The 14327-nt window shown below is 42.9% G+C and carries 14 protein-coding genes; 4 read left to right on the top strand and 10 right to left on the bottom strand.

Going from position 1 to position 14327, the window contains the following annotated elements:
- The first annotated feature begins 16 nt into the window (after window positions 1–16).
- The 4 genes from ACKTT1_RS05450 to ACKTT1_RS05465 are packed head-to-tail and all read left to right on the top strand — an operon-like array spanning window position 17 to window position 2544.
- On the top strand, window positions 17–595 hold the full coding sequence (locus tag ACKTT1_RS05450) for a sigma-70 family RNA polymerase sigma factor (protein WP_412710556.1): 579 nt from the start codon (window positions 17–19) through the stop codon (window positions 593–595).
- Window positions 585–812 (top strand): anti-sigma factor family protein, encoded by a 228-nt coding sequence (locus ACKTT1_RS05455; RefSeq protein ID WP_369019263.1) that lies wholly within the window; start codon window positions 585–587, stop codon window positions 810–812. Before ACKTT1_RS05450 ends, ACKTT1_RS05455 begins: the two co-directional genes overlap by 11 nt.
- 14 nt (window positions 813–826) lie before the next feature.
- The gene (gene epsC, locus ACKTT1_RS05460; RefSeq protein ID WP_369019262.1) at window positions 827–1750 is read left to right on the top strand and encodes a serine O-acetyltransferase EpsC; all 924 of its coding nucleotides are present in this window, start codon (window positions 827–829) and stop codon (window positions 1748–1750) included.
- Window positions 1750–2544 carry a hypothetical protein gene (locus ACKTT1_RS05465; RefSeq protein WP_412710470.1) on the top strand — a complete coding sequence of 265 codons (795 nt, stop codon included), beginning with the start codon at window positions 1750–1752 and terminating at the stop codon, window positions 2542–2544. Before epsC ends, ACKTT1_RS05465 begins: the two co-directional genes overlap by 1 nt.
- Here ACKTT1_RS05465 and ACKTT1_RS05470 read toward each other — a convergent pair.
- The 10 genes from ACKTT1_RS05470 to ACKTT1_RS05515 all read right to left on the bottom strand — a co-directional run bounded on the left by ACKTT1_RS05470 (window position 2511) and on the right by ACKTT1_RS05515 (window position 14282).
- A complete protein-coding gene (locus ACKTT1_RS05470; RefSeq protein WP_369019260.1) occupies window positions 2511–2906 on the bottom strand; it encodes a YlbF family regulator in 396 nt (131 codons plus the stop codon). The genes ACKTT1_RS05465 and ACKTT1_RS05470 overlap by 34 nt on opposite strands.
- A 73-nt stretch (window positions 2907–2979) precedes the next feature.
- Window positions 2980–4392 carry a hypothetical protein gene (locus tag ACKTT1_RS05475; RefSeq protein WP_369019259.1) on the bottom strand — a complete coding sequence of 471 codons (1413 nt, stop codon included), beginning with the start codon at window positions 4390–4392 and terminating at the stop codon, window positions 2980–2982.
- 101 nt (window positions 4393–4493) lie between these two features.
- Window positions 4494–5501 (bottom strand): LacI family DNA-binding transcriptional regulator, encoded by a 1008-nt coding sequence (locus ACKTT1_RS05480; RefSeq protein ID WP_369019258.1) that lies wholly within the window; start codon window positions 5499–5501, stop codon window positions 4494–4496.
- A gap of 12 nt (window positions 5502–5513) precedes the next feature.
- Entirely contained in the window at window positions 5514–6638 is a 1125-nt protein-coding gene (locus tag ACKTT1_RS05485; RefSeq protein WP_412710471.1) for a uroporphyrinogen decarboxylase family protein, read from the bottom strand.
- Window positions 6639–6655: 17 nt separating this feature from the next.
- Window positions 6656–7816: a uroporphyrinogen decarboxylase family protein gene (locus tag ACKTT1_RS05490; protein ID WP_412710472.1), complete on the bottom strand. Its 1161-nt coding sequence runs from the start codon at window positions 7814–7816 to the stop codon at window positions 6656–6658.
- A 20-nt stretch (window positions 7817–7836) separates the two neighbouring features.
- Window positions 7837–8712 (bottom strand): carbohydrate ABC transporter permease, encoded by an 876-nt coding sequence (locus tag ACKTT1_RS05495; RefSeq protein WP_412710473.1) that lies wholly within the window; start codon window positions 8710–8712, stop codon window positions 7837–7839.
- Window positions 8713–8714: 2 nt separating this feature from the next.
- Window positions 8715–9626, bottom strand: a complete 912-nt coding sequence (locus tag ACKTT1_RS05500; protein ID WP_412710474.1) for a carbohydrate ABC transporter permease — start codon at window positions 9624–9626, stop codon at window positions 8715–8717.
- Between the two features lie 60 nt (window positions 9627–9686).
- A complete protein-coding gene (locus tag ACKTT1_RS05505; protein ID WP_412710475.1) occupies window positions 9687–11021 on the bottom strand; it encodes an ABC transporter substrate-binding protein in 1335 nt (444 codons plus the stop codon).
- Between the two features lie 491 nt (window positions 11022–11512).
- Window positions 11513–12736, bottom strand: coding sequence for an IS256 family transposase (locus tag ACKTT1_RS05510; RefSeq protein WP_412710476.1), 1224 nt, complete (start codon window positions 12734–12736; stop codon window positions 11513–11515).
- Between the two features lie 400 nt (window positions 12737–13136).
- Window positions 13137–14282, bottom strand: coding sequence for a BMP family ABC transporter substrate-binding protein (locus ACKTT1_RS05515; protein ID WP_412710557.1), 1146 nt, complete (start codon window positions 14280–14282; stop codon window positions 13137–13139).
- Window positions 14283–14327: the final 45 nt, after the last annotated feature.

Here is a 14327-nt window from a genome sequence, read left to right on the forward strand (position 1 = left end):
GGATGTTGCCTGAATGATGAGTTCTATTAAGGAAGACCAGAAAAAGGCTTTTCAAGAGTTGCTTATGCCCCAGTTGGGGGCGCTTTACAGGACAGCCTTACGCATGACTCGTCGTAGGGAAGATGCTGAGGATCTGGTGCAAGAAACCATTATGAAGGCTTACGCTGCGTTTGACCGCTTTGAACCGGGCACCAACTTTCGAGCCTGGATCTTCAAGATTTTAACCAACACATTTATAAATGATTATTACCGGGTTCGGGATCGAGAAAAGCACTCTTCTCTGGAAGAAATGGCAGAGGATGTTAATTTTCAGCCTCAGTTCGAAGGGTTTACGCCTGAGGAAGTGCTTTTAAACACCCTAACCAGAGAAGATGTGTTACGGGCCATTGAAAGTCTTCCACTCGAGTTTAGATCGGTAGTTATTCTCACCTTGGTTGAGGGGTTTTCATATAAAGAAACGGCTGAAATTCTCGATATCCCTATTGGCACAGTTATGTCGCGCTTACATCGTGGAAGGAAAATTTTACAGAAATTGCTTTGGGAATATTCGAATAAGAATAAGTCCACAAGGAGCAAGGTAGAGAATGAATTGTAAAGAAGCTGTGGAGAAACTCTATTTTTATCTCGATGGTGAAGTGCTTACCGAAGAAGAACGTAGAGCCCTGGAAGAACATCTGAATTTGTGCCGTGCTTGTTGTCAGCGTTATGAGTTTGAAAAGCTTCTCTGGAACCTGGTCCGTCAGAATGGCCAGCGAGAGAGTGTTCCTCAAACTCTCATTATGCGCATCGAAAATGTATTGGCGCGCTTTTAAGTCTTATGCCTGAGATGAATCGGATATCTATAGGGAAACTGGCTAAAGAGCTGGTTCAAAGTTATAGGAGTACAGAACGTATTACCAATATAGAAAAAAGACAGTTTCCTTCTCGGAGTCAGGTTATTAAAATTACTGAAGAATTGCGAGAATTGCTTTTCCCCGGTTATTTAGGAAGAACTGATTTGTGCTGGAATAACGTTGAGTACTTTGTCGGTAACAAGCTGGACCGTCTATTTACATTACTGAGTGAAGAAATTGCCAAAGCTTTTGGTAGTTTATCGGTAGGGGAAGCGGAAGAAGAATTCCATTCTTTTTTGTGCAGCTGCCGTGAGAGAGCTTGCAGAGAAACAGAACTTTTTTTCTCCAAACTTCCCAAAATTAGGGAGATGCTTGAAGACGATGTTCAGGCGGCTTATGATGGTGATCCGGCAGCAAAAAGTATTGAGGAGATTATTTTCAGTTATCCTTGTGTACTGGCTATTTCCGTCTATCGTATGGCTCACGAGCTCTTCTTGCAGGAAATACCGCTGATTCCCCGCATGATGACGGAATACGCCCATGCCCTGACTGGTATAGATATCCATCCTGGTGCCAGAATTGGGAGAAGCTTCTTTATCGACCATGGAACTGGCGTGGTCATTGGGGAAACCTGCGAAATTGGAGATAATGTGAAAATATATCAGGGAGTTACCCTGGGTGCTCTCTCTTTCCCCAAGGATGAGCGAGGCAAAATAATTAGGGGGACTAAGAGACACCCCACTATTGAAAGCGGCGTTACCATTTATGCTGGAGCAACCATTCTTGGTGGTAATACAGTGATTGGTAAAAATAGTGTTGTGGGCGGTAACGTCTGGCTTACGCATTCCATACCTCCCAACACTAAAGTCATCATAGAAGAACCACGCCTTAGAATAGTGGAAAACAAATCCTCCTGATGAGCTGGCGTTTTCATCTGCTTTTCTTTTGTTTCTGGTTATCCTTGGGGGTTTTGTATGGAGTTTATTCCGATAATTATTCTATCAGGGCGTTATTTTTATTTGTTTTCCCTCTTTCTTGGTTTTTGGTAGCTTTTTCCTTTGCTTTGAAGGCTTTTATGCTGGCAAGAGCTCGAACGAAGAACTTTTCTCGGGCTTTGTTTTATGCTCTGGTGGCATTTTTGAATTATCCCTATTTTTACTGGTATTTGCGCTTAACACTGCCCTTGAGTGAGGAAGAAAAAAAGAAGGTGCTTCAAGAATTTTCAAAGCTGACCGGGTTAAGCCTTCCAAGTTCAAGTTTTTGTCCTTTTTGTAAGCTGGAAATTACGGATGCCCTCAAAGTATCATCCGATGGGAAAAACGTTGTTCCTAAACAACGACCTCTGCTTTGCCCCAAGTGTGGTTTACGCATAGATGCGTGTCGCTATTGTCTTTTCTTTGAAAAAGACACTTCACAGTTTAGCCTGGAAGTGCCTTCCGGCAGATGCACTGTGATTAAAAAAGCTCAACCGGTTGAAGAACTCTGCCATACAAGCGTTGCAAAACGACTTAAAGACATGGGCTGGCAGACCCTCTACGCTGGTATTCGCATCAATGACCCCTTTTCCCCACCTGAAAACTGTCGTAGCTTTGTCTTTGATCCTGCAAAAATGCTATCTGACAGGATAAATTGGATGGGGAAAGAACGTCTCCTGCTTATTCAAATAGAGATGAGTCTTTATTCCCAAGTTTCTTCTTCGGGATCGGGCTGAGCAGCAGAAAGGGCAAAATCAAAACCCAGAATATTACTTAGTTCTCTGTTTACTTCTTTTAAGAAGGTAACTAATTCATCCTGAGCTTTAAAATAGTTCATAAGTATTACATTTTTGAATATTGCTTCGCGAATGGCTTCTACCTCCATGAAATCCTTTTCTTGCAAATCTCTTTCAGAGGCAATTTCACTGAGTTCTCTCTGCTTTTCATTCCAGCGCTGTAGAAGTTCCAGGGCTTCCTGATTGTTGGTCAAGTTAGAACGGCTTTGTTGAAAAGTCTGGAAGAAGCTTGTTGCTATAAGTTTCTCGGCGAAATCTTGAAGTGATGATTTAATTTCTTCGCTAAGCATCAAATTTTTCACACGGTTTTCCTCCTTATTAGGGGTTATTCACTATGATAAAGCTTTTGCTTTAAAAAAGCAAAGTTTTGTTTTCTTATAATTTCTTTAAAAGAGCAAGGTAAGCTTTTATTTTGATTTCGATATCAGGATAGGTGGCTATTTTCGTGAGAAAAATCGAGGAAGCAGGTTCCTCTATTTTTTCAAGAAGCTGAATGATTTCTATAAGGACTGCTGGAGAAGGATCGCAGCGAAGAACTTCTTCAACAAGAGGAAAAACATCTGTTTTTAACGGCCAAAGAAGCGGTATGAGGTATAATTTGGCTTTTGTTTCGCCTTCTTTAAGGATTTTGCGTAGTATATGATAGTTATCCCGCAGCTCAAGGCGAGTAAAGAAGATTTGGAAATTTTCGGGGGGAACCTTCCCTTCTTGAAGCTTCTTAAGTACTATCAATTTTACTTTTTCTCTTGAAAAAAAACGAAGTAAAGCTAAAGGTTCCCAGTTGTTTTCTTGGAGAGTCCGCCATAGCACTGGTGAAGGAAAAACGTACGAGCACCTGGTGAGTAGGTCAAGAAATCTTTCCATCTTTCCCTCGAGCAATGCCTTGTTTAATAGATAATTGATGCCTTTTTCAGTTTGAGCGCATATTTCGATCATTTCCAAATCTTTGGAATTAAAACTCAAATTGGTGTTGGCTGGTTCACCGTCTAAGGCTATGAGAATGGCTTGAGCCAGCTTATAAATGCTGGTTGCAGTCCTTTCTTGGGTCATTTTCGCTACTGTAAGCGCTTCTTTGGGGTAGTGCTTGAAAAGCACCTTTAACGAAAGAGCTTGTATTTCAGGATTCGGATCATTTAGGGGTAGCGCAACGCAGCGAAAGGTTTTAAAGGGGTTTTCCAGCAAAGTTTCGAGGGCCAACTTCCGCAATTTCTCCGAGGAAGAATTCAGGAAGGAGCACAGATAAGGGAGTATTCTATCATCAAAACTTTTCAAAGGATTCTGTTCGGGAGGCAAGTCGGCTTCGTTCAGAAAAGAAATAAAATCCGGTACGGCTTGTTGGATTTGCCACTTGAATAACGCTTTAAATGCTTCCAGTCTTAAAAGTGTTTCTTCAGATGGTGGTGTTTGCCCCTTTGACACCGAAATAAGAAAGGGTATCCAATCATCAGTATTTGCGAGATGCTGGATTATGGACTTTTTAAGAAATAAACTGTTTGAATTTTGAAAGAGCTGGATTAGTGAAGCGCCCAGTACACCGGGTTCTTCAATTTCTGAAAGTTTTTTGAGCGCTTTGTATTTGAGCTCGTCGGGAAAACAGCTTTCATTCCGCAGAATGTTGTAAAGGTCGTGCCTAAGTTCTGCTTCAGGTACGAATTTTTCGCTTGCCTCGATAAGCAAACTTTTATATCGATCTCCTTCTCTCCAGAGACTTAGCAATTCTTTTTGAATTTCGTTCTTGGACAGAGCTTCTGTTTTGATAGTTGAAAAGAGTATTATTATCGAAAACACTATAATCGGAATTAAAAGCTGTATTTGCCTTTCCTTCGGAGCTTTCGTAATCCTTATTTTGTTTATAGCTCGATGGTTTCGGGGTAGCATTGGAAGCACTTTTATCGCTGACACCCACAGGAGCGACGAATGAGAATTTCTGGTTTTAGCACCACTTCTCGCCGTTCTTTGATTTTTTCCCCTTTTATACGTTGCAGGAGAAATTCGCAGGCCAGGCTACCCATGGTATAGGCTGGCTGTTTAGCAGCGGTTAGGAAGGGAAACAGAGAAGACGCAAACTCAAAATCATCGAAGGTTACCAGGGCTAAATCTTCGGGTATCCGAATACCCAGCTCTCGTGCAGCTTTAATAACCCCAATTGCTATAAAGTTATTGCCTGCAAAGATACCTTCAATTTTTGGACCTTTCTTTTTGAGAAACTCCATAGTTGCTTGGTACCCGAAATCTTCCTTGTAGGTACCGATAACCGTGTAATTCTCGGGAATTTTTATGCTGGATTCGTAGAGGGCCTTTTGATATCCCTGTATGCGTTCTCTACTGGTGGAAAGAGTGAGTGGTCCGGAAAGAATAGCTATTTTTTTAATGTTATGAGTATCAATTAAATGTTTGGTGAGCTGGTACGCGCCTTCTTCGTTATCTCCAGTTACACAATCCAGATTTGGTTTGTTTACCCTACGGTCCACGAGTACCAGGGGGACGTTTTTTTTGCGGAAGAGCGAAAATGTTTTTCCATCACTGCAGCTTGCAATGAGAATTCCATCCACCCTTCTTTGGAGCATCAATTCCAGATACGCTTTCTCTTTTTTGATATCCTCGTCAGTGTTGCAGAAAATCACGTTGAATCCGTTTTGAGAAGCCTTATCTTCAACCCCTCGAGCAAGCGTTGTAAAGAAAGGGTTAGTAATGTCTGAAACAATAAGGGCAATGGTGTCAGTTCTTTGTTTTTTGAGGCTTCGAGCAAGGTAATTGGGTGAGTAGTTGAGTTCCTTGGCTATCTGGAGTACTTTCTGACGAGTTGACTCTTTCAGCCCCGGTTTATTATTGAGAACTCTTGATACTGTGGCCGGCGAAACGCCAGCCTTCTTCGCTATATCATATATGTTGGTCATTGGAATTTATGATCATACCGATAAAGGATAACGTCCTTTATCTTTTAGTAACCCGATCAGTTTATCATAAATTACAGGATCTACGTTGCTGGCTACTGAGTGGTCCGAGGCAGGCATATACCCGCCACCTTTTGCCGCTTGAAGTTTGTACAGAACCTCTTTTTCTACTTCTTCCCAATTGCCTTCTCCAAGAAGACGGGTGTCTATACCTCCAAAAAATGAAATGCGATCTCCATACCGCTTTTTTAGCATGACTGGGTCCATGCCAGCCTTCGCTTCAAGTGGGTTGTACACATCTACTCCAGCTTCAATTAAATCTTCAAATATTTCGAGGCTCCTGCCACATCCATGGTATATAGTGATAAGGCCCTTACTGTGTATAAAGTCACAGAGGCGCTTGACGCAGGGGAAAAATATTTCCCTCCATAGCTTAGGAGAGAAAAACATACCCTTATCGTAAGCAACATCGCCCCAAATTACCATTCCCGTAAGGGGAGCCAATTCAATTTCCCGTTCGGCAATACCCAGCATAAAATCGGTTACTTTTTGGGCAAAGGCCTTTATTTTTTCCGGATGCATAGCAAGGTCTAACAATAATCCTTCAGTTCCCCTAATTCTCCACATGGTCTCATAAGGTTCGCAGATGGAGCCGAAAAGGCAGAACTTGTCTTTGTTGCGCTCAATGTCCTCCGCAAAACTGGGAAGCGTACCAAAACTGTCGCCACAGTTTATAATATCGCAGCGTTTTTCAAAGTATCTTCTATCATCACGAGGATCATCAAAGGTAAAATTCAGTAATTCTTCAGCGCTTTTTACCGAAAAGTCCAGGAACATGGGCATGGGAGCATCAAACATTTTCTTTACAGTACAACCAAACCCGCTTTTGAAAACTACATAATCTGGTGTTTTTTCGAGAATTACACAACTTTCGACTTTGGGGTCCATGTTGGGCGAAATCACTTTTACATCGAGGTCGTAATATTCATAAATATCAGTTTCTTCGGGTAAGTTAAATGCTTTTTTCCAGTTGGAAAGAAAACCGCTCCAGTAAAAGTCAGTTAATGGTACTCTATCTGGTTCTTTATGGTCTTGCAAAGCGGTGAGCACTCTCTTTATTTTTTGCTCGGCTTTTGACATGTTTTATTGACCTCCTTTTATCTCATCTTGTGAATGAGGGAGTAAAAACCATACTCGTAGGCTGTCTCGTACATGGTAACAATGTTTTCCAAAGGGATTTCGGTAAGTAAGTGCTGGCTTGGAGAAATGATGAATCCTCCGCCTGGAGCCATGGTCTTCAGGCGGTGTAAGACTTCGTTTTTTACATCTTCCCTACTTCCAAAGGGCAATGTTTCTTGGGTATCCATGGAGCCATGGAAAGCAAGCTGATTTCCATACTCCTTTTTAAGTTCTTCAGGTACCATTCCTCGTGCTCGCACCTGGATAGGATCCAGAACATCAAGACCCATTTCGATAAAGTCGGGGATGAGGTCGCGTACCGAGCCACAGGAATGAAGTTGTACTTTCAAGCCGTAGGATTTAGCCAGTTTCCAAAGTCTCTCAAGGTGTGGAGCAAAAAATTTTTTCCACAGTTTACGGTTCATCATCAACCCGTTCTGGATGCCATAGTCGTCGCCCATAAAAAAAATGTCTATGAAACCTTCCCCTTTTTGGAACATAATTTCGGCCTGACGATAATAAAAATCAGCAATTTTCTCAACCAGCGTTGCTGCTACCTCCGGCTTGTCGTACATGGCAATCATAAAATTATCCATACCCATCAGGTCCATGGCCCAGAAGGCAATTGGTGCCCATGGACCTCCATAAACCGCATACCCTGCTTCGTGAAAATCTTTGCACTCTTGCACAAACTGTTCATAGTCGTAGTGATCAACGTTGGCATATTCTTCCCAGGGATAAGCTTCAATATCTTTTACGCTTTGGGCGTCCTTGAGAGGGTGTTCCAAGGCGTAACCAAAAAATAACCCACCACGTCTGATTCCAAAAAGCCCATCGCGAGAACCATCCGGATAAGCCTTAAGTTCAGGTCCAATGTAAGGAGCCCAGGCCCAACGAAAATCCACGTGTAGCCTTTCCAGAAGGAGTAACTGTGCTTTATTTCTTTTACGCTCAAATACTCTGCCATCTGCACCCATGTAAATTTTAACTTCTTCATCATTCACGGTGATGCCATAGTAGTCGATCAGGGCATCCATTACTTCATCAACGGCGGAGATATCGATGGGGACCCGATCAGGTTCCTGGTGATTAATTGCCTTCAAGACTCTCTCTCTGGGGGTAAGCGTTTCCCTGGGCATAAAGCAAGCCCTCCTCTCTTTTACTTAAATGCACCAAAGGTGAGACCTCTTACCAACTGACGTTGGGTAAGAATAACAAAAACGATGGCTGGGACAAGCATTACTACCGACATGGCACACATGCCCCGCCAGTCCACCGTAAACTGTTGGGTAAAGTCGTAAAGACCAACTGGAAAGGTTTTGGAGGCTGGAGTGCGGGTGATTACACTGGCGATCTGAAACTCGTTCCAGGAAGTGAGGAAAGCGAAAATTCCGCTTGCTGCCAAACCTGGCAGAGCAAGTGGCAGGTCAATCTTAGTGAAAGACTGCCAACGGGAACAGCCATCAATCTGGGCTGCCTCGTCCAAGTCCGGGGGAATGTCCTTGAAAAAGCCCTGCATGAGCCAAGTTGTAAAGGGAACGTTCATAGCTACGTAAGCAAGAGCAAGACCCATTTTTTTGTCAAGTAAACCCATACGGGCAAAGAGAATGAAAAGCGGTAGACTTACAGCAATGCCAGGTATGGAGCGGGCAAGCATTAACCCAACGAAAGTAACGCTCGAACCTCGAAAACGAAAACGCGCAAAGCTATATCCAGCAAACGTTCCTATAATGAGTGCCATGGCTGTGCTAACCAGCGATGCAAACAGAGAATTGCTAAGGTAATCGTAAAAAGGAACTGATTTTTCAGCATATCCTGCTCCGAAGAGGTGAACAAAAGAATCAAAAACCAGTTTTTGAGGGATCAATACTGGGGGACGAGCATTGACTTCCACCTCAGGTCTCATGGAGGTGAGTACGATCCAGAGAACTGGCAAGAAAAAGATAATGATAACAATATAAGTTATTATGTCGTGAAACCATTGTCGAAGGTGTCTTCTTCGCGCTGATATCCTTCGCACTCGAGAGTAACTCATTTTCAATATACCCCCTGTCGACTTTTGGCCAGTTGCCGAAAAAGATATATGACAAAAACAAAAGAAATCGCCACGGTTATGAAAGACATGGCGGTGCCCATGCCAAACTTATTATCAGTTATGGCCAGACGAAATGTATAAGTCCAAATCATTTCTGAACGGTGTGCAGGTCCACCAGCAGTCATGATGCGGACCAAGTCATAGGCTCGACCCAAATCGAGTGAGCGAATAACCATTGCGATGTAAGTAAAGGGACCAAGTAGGGGTAGGGTAATATATCGAAACTGCTGCCAGGGAGAAGCTCCATCAACAGAGGCGGCCTCGAAAGGCTCTACCGGTAAACTAGTCAGACCGGCAAGGAGAATAATGACCATAAAAGGGGTGCTCATCCAGATTTCAGCAACGAGGATGGCAAACAAGTTCAAAGGATACTCAATAAGCCAGGGGATGAGATGGTACTCGCCGGTAAATAGATAAAGGAGGTTGTTAACCAATCCCACTTGGTCGTTAAAAAACCACTTAAACTGAAAACCTACTAAAACCGGTGCAAACATCATGGGCATCATGATGGCGGTCCTGATGATGTTTTTGCCTCTAATAGTTTTAAAGATGAGTTGAGCGATAGCTAGTCCCAAGACAAACTCCAAGTTTACCGCAATTCCCATAAATATCACCGTATTAAAAAGGGCTCGCCAGAAAATGGAATCCTTTAGAAGCTTCACGTAATTTTGAAAGCCCACAAAACGGGTTCTGGAAGGATGAAGCAGGTGGAGGTTGGTGAGACTAATATAAAAGGAGTAAATCATGGGGACCACGATCAGTGCAAAAACAATAACAATGGCCGGCAGGATCATCAGGAAAGCAATGTTGCGGTCGAAGAAACGCCGCTTTTTTTGCCTGAGAGCATGTGCCATAACAATCCTCCTTCGAAGTAGGGGACACTTCAAAATGAAGTGTCCCCTACTTTTGTTGCTTTAGTCGTAGTATCCTGCTTCTCTCATCAGCTCTTCCACTTTCTGGGCAGCTTCATCCAGTCCTTCTTTGACGTCTTTATCACCAAGCATAATGGCTTGCAAGGTGGGATAGAGAATGTTGGAAATGGAAATCCATTCGGGCACAATTGGAGGAGGAGTAAAATCTTCGTTAATCTGAACTTGCATTAGTTCAAGTCTTTTCCTGGCCAGCGGGTCAGTTGAGTTTTCGGCTTCTTTCTTAAGGGTTTCAAAAACAGAGTTACGAACTGGAATATATCCAATACGACCCTCGAAAAGTTGTGGCTCATAACTTGTAATGTATTTCACCAGGGCTGCTGCTGCTTCTTTATGTTTACTGAACTTAGTTACTGAGAAAGCGTGGGCTCCAGCCCAACCGCTGTGAATGCCGGCATCTCCTTTAGGTTGGCGAGCCAGATCAAACTTGCCAGCAACCTTGGAACTTTCGGGATTCTGGAAGTATGAGTACCACCCGTACCACTCTGTATACATGGCAATGATTCCGTTAGCAAAGTTTGCTGCTACATCGTCCCACAGGAAGTTAAGCATGCCTGGAGGCATAGCTCCAGCTTGGTAAAGATCCCGGAGGAGACTGGCTGCTTTAATTCCTTCTGGCCCGTTAAAAGCTGGCTTATAGTTTTCATCCAGAATTTTTCCTCCATGAGCCATTAAGATATCCCAGAATCTTCCAGAGAGAGCTTCTTCTTTTCCGGCAAACTGGGTTCCGTAGATTTCAGGAGGATTGTTCAGAAAAATAGCAATATCTTTGAATTCGTCCCAGGTTTCAGGAGGTCTTAAATCGTATCCATATTGTTCTTTGAATTTGCGTTGCAGTTCAGGGTCGTTGAAAAGGTCGGTACGGTAGTGTAAGGTGCTGATATCGGCGTGTCGCGGTATAAACCAGAGATGACCGTCTTTCCTGGCGAATTGCATAATTCGGGGTGAGAAATCGGCTAATTCTTCTTCAGTGAAATATTTTTCTAGTGGTTCCAGAAAGTCAATGTACTGACTAAAGAAACTGGTATGATTCCAGCACACATCGTAATCAACAGTGCCGGCAGCAAAATCAAGTTTCATTTTCTTGTCAATGTCAAAACCATTTCCCTTAAATACGATTTCTACTTTGGCGCCGGTTAGCTCTTCGAACTTTGGAAAGAATTCCTCATAAATTTTCTCGTAATCTCCGCCTCCAATGAGACAAGCCTTGATGGTAACGCCATCAAAACGTCCCAAATTCAGGTCATCTGCTAAAACAAAAGACAAACTTACTAATACACTCACGCTCAAAACAACTAACACGAGAATCAACTTTTTCAAATTTCTCAACTCCTTTCGAAATTTAATTTAAACTTTTGTGAGTTTTTGAAATTTAGTTTTTTGGCGATTTTCACCTCCTTACTGCAGTTTAGTTGGAAATTTGTTTCTGAAAGCAGGAAGAAGTTTTAGAATTAAAGAACTTTGTTCCTGCTTTCTCAACTTTTAAATGGTAAATTGGCCAGGGAAAACCAGGATAACCGCAGGAAAGAAAAACCTTTCCTCTATCTCCTGCCAAAATTTTTAGGAACGATAGTTGTTGGAAACGAACTTTAAAACGTGGAAAATTTTCTCTACGATAACCAAAAGAAGAAAGAGGTTTCTCGGGAGCACAATATTTGTCGTGAATAACAGGATTTTTATTATTGCTTACCATATAAGCATTCATTTCAATTATAATTTCAATTCCCCTGATGATTTATTTTTAAATGCTTTCCAAGAAATTTTTGGGGTCTGTCAAGTTTTTTGTGTAAACCCCTTAATTGGTAACTAGTTTAGAGGTAAGGCTCAATCCTTTCTTTGAACAGAATTATCAACTGGGATAGAATCAGTCCCCAGTTTTTCACTGACACTGTCCACTTTTCGGTCACATCCATGGTGACCAGGTACAGGATCTTGATAAGGGCATCGTCATTGGGAAGCGCCGCTTTGCTTTTAGTTACTTTTCGCAGTTGGCGGTGAAAAGCCTCGATGATGTTGGTTGTGTATATCAACCTCCGTATCTCGGGAGGATAATTGAAGCAGGTGGACAACTCGTCCCAGTTTCTAATCCAGGATTTTACCGCCAACGGGTACTTGGCTTGCCACTTGTCTTCTAGAGCTTGCAAGGCGCTGAGAGCTTCTTCCTGGTTCACTGCCTTGTAAATGGCTTTGAGATCTTTGACAAACTGAGAACGGTCTTTGTAGCTGACGTAACGCACAGAGTTTCTTATCTGATGGACTACGCATTTTTGCACTTCTGCTTGAGGAAAGATGGCTTTGATGGCCTGGCTTATCCCGGCAAGGTCGTCAGCCGAGATAATCAGTATATCCTCAACTCCGCGGTTTTTTATGTCGCTTAATACCGACAGCCAGAACCTGGCACTTTCGGCTTCGCCAATCCATATACCCAAAACATCTTTCCGGCCGTCAAGATCGATGCCTATTACTACGTAGGCTGCTTTTTTAACAACCTGGCCGTCTTGCCGCACGCTGTAGTGCACTGCATCAATGAAAATGAACGGGTATATCGGCTGCAAAGGCCTGTTCTGCCACTCCCTGACAACCGGAAGTATCTTGTCTGTAATGCTTGATATCAGGGATGGCGAGGCGTGAACCCCGTATATCCTTTCCAGGTGCTCCTGTATGTCGCGGGTGCTCATTCCCTTGGCATACATGGACAGTATCTGGTCTTCTATGCTAGAGATATCTCTCTGGTATTTCTTGACTACTATCGGCTCGAATTCGCCGTTACGGTCGCGGGGAACGCTTATCTCTAAGGGTCCAAGTTCAGTCTTTACCTTCTTTTTGCTGTGACCGTTTCTTGCGTTGTCTGTCTTTTTGTTGCGGTAGTCATAGCGGCTGTAGCCCAGTTCGTTTTCGAGCTCAGCTTCTAACATTTCTTCGATGAGCTCGCCCATGAGGGACTTAATAGCGTCCTGGGCGTCTTGGGCCGTGACCAGGTTGTTCTCTTTGATGAACTCTCGAAGCTGTTTTCTTAATAGTTTTTCCTTTTTCATTTTCATAACCCCCTTGGTAAAAGTTTATCTTTTTCCCAAAGGGGTTTACACAGTTTATTGTACAGTCCCAATTTTTGCAATTGATTACTTAAATTCAAGAATAAGCATAGAAAATGGAAAAGCTTTTGTCAACCCACTGATTTGTCTTTTTATATCATATAGCGGGTATTTCAATGTTTTTGTTTTCTATCTTATTTTTGCAAACGGTTTCTATATTGGTTTTAAATTTTTCTTTTTAAAGAATGAGTTTTTCATTTTACGCCGAGTATTTTCAGCTGGCGAGATTTTGCATCACGGAGTTTTGGGCAGCTTGTTTGGTGGGAAATTAAATAGGTTTTTATCAGTGTTTACACGGAAAAAGAGGGATTACATGTAATCCCTCTTTTTCCGTGCTTAAAGGTTATTCAGGTTCTCCGGGCCAGGAACCTTCTACACCTTCTACTGCCCACTCGATGGTAAGAAGTTCTTCCAGGGACAGCCTTTCTCCTTCTCTTACCCGGAGATTGCCTTTGCGGTCATAAATGGGGCCATTGAAAGGACTGAAAACATATTCAGGATCAGACATAGCTTTCTCAAGAAGCTCAACCAGCTCCAGAGCATTTACTTCTCCATACATGGGGTCGTTTACTACAAAGTTCTTAAGCTTTTCCTCAAAAACTGGATTCACAGGTACTCCGAAATCAGCTCCCAGTTCTACTGCTTTTTCTCTGAGTAGCCACCAGTAGTCGACGTTTTCCAGATTTTTATTGTTGTAATATCCGGCGTAGATTTTGGCAAAGAAGTCAAAATATATAGCTTCCCAATGGACTAACTGTCCGGAAACAACCGACTCTTTTGCAAAGTTCAGCATAGGGGAGTAATGGCCGAAACTTGGCAGGCCGTGTTCCTGTGCTACCTGTACTACGGTAGGAGAATCTTCGGTAAAGGCCAAGACGTCCACGCCTTCGGCAATAAGAGATTCGGCGGCCTCCTTGGCACCAGTTGGATCATACCAGGCGCTCTGAAGCCAGCGCACAAAAACTTTTGCATCAGGGTTAACCCGTCTTACGCCCAGGGTAAAAGCATTGATATGGCGCTTAAGTTCTGGTATGGGGAAAGTGGCTACATACCCGATTTTGTTGGATTTGGTAAGTGCTCCGGCCATAATTCCATTCAAGTAATAAATCTGATGAAAATCAGCCATATAGGTAGCCATGTTGGGTGCTCGTTTGAAACCTGAGCAGTGGAAAAATATTTTATCCGGGTATCTTAAAGCTGCATTAAGTGTTCCGTCCATAAACCCAAAACTGGTGGTGACCACTACGTCGACTTTTTCTTGATTGATAACCCGGTCGATTACTCCTTCTACTTCGCCTTCAGGTACATTTTCAACATAAATTGTTTCTAACCAGGGGTATGCTTCATCGACAATTTGACGCGCCTGTTCGTGAGCGTAACTCCACCCGTAATCGCCAATGGGTCCTACATAGATGAAAGCAGCTTTGATTTTTTCCTGGGCTGATGCTACGCCAAGAATGGCAAAACCCAGTATCAGAACCAGAAACAGAGGAACGAGCTTTTTACTGTACAGCCTTCCCAAATTAACCACCTC

It is taken from the genome of Atrimonas thermophila (assembly GCF_045864955.1).
Taxonomy (GTDB): domain Bacteria; phylum Atribacterota; class Atribacteria; order Atribacterales; family Thermatribacteraceae; genus Thermatribacter; species Thermatribacter velox.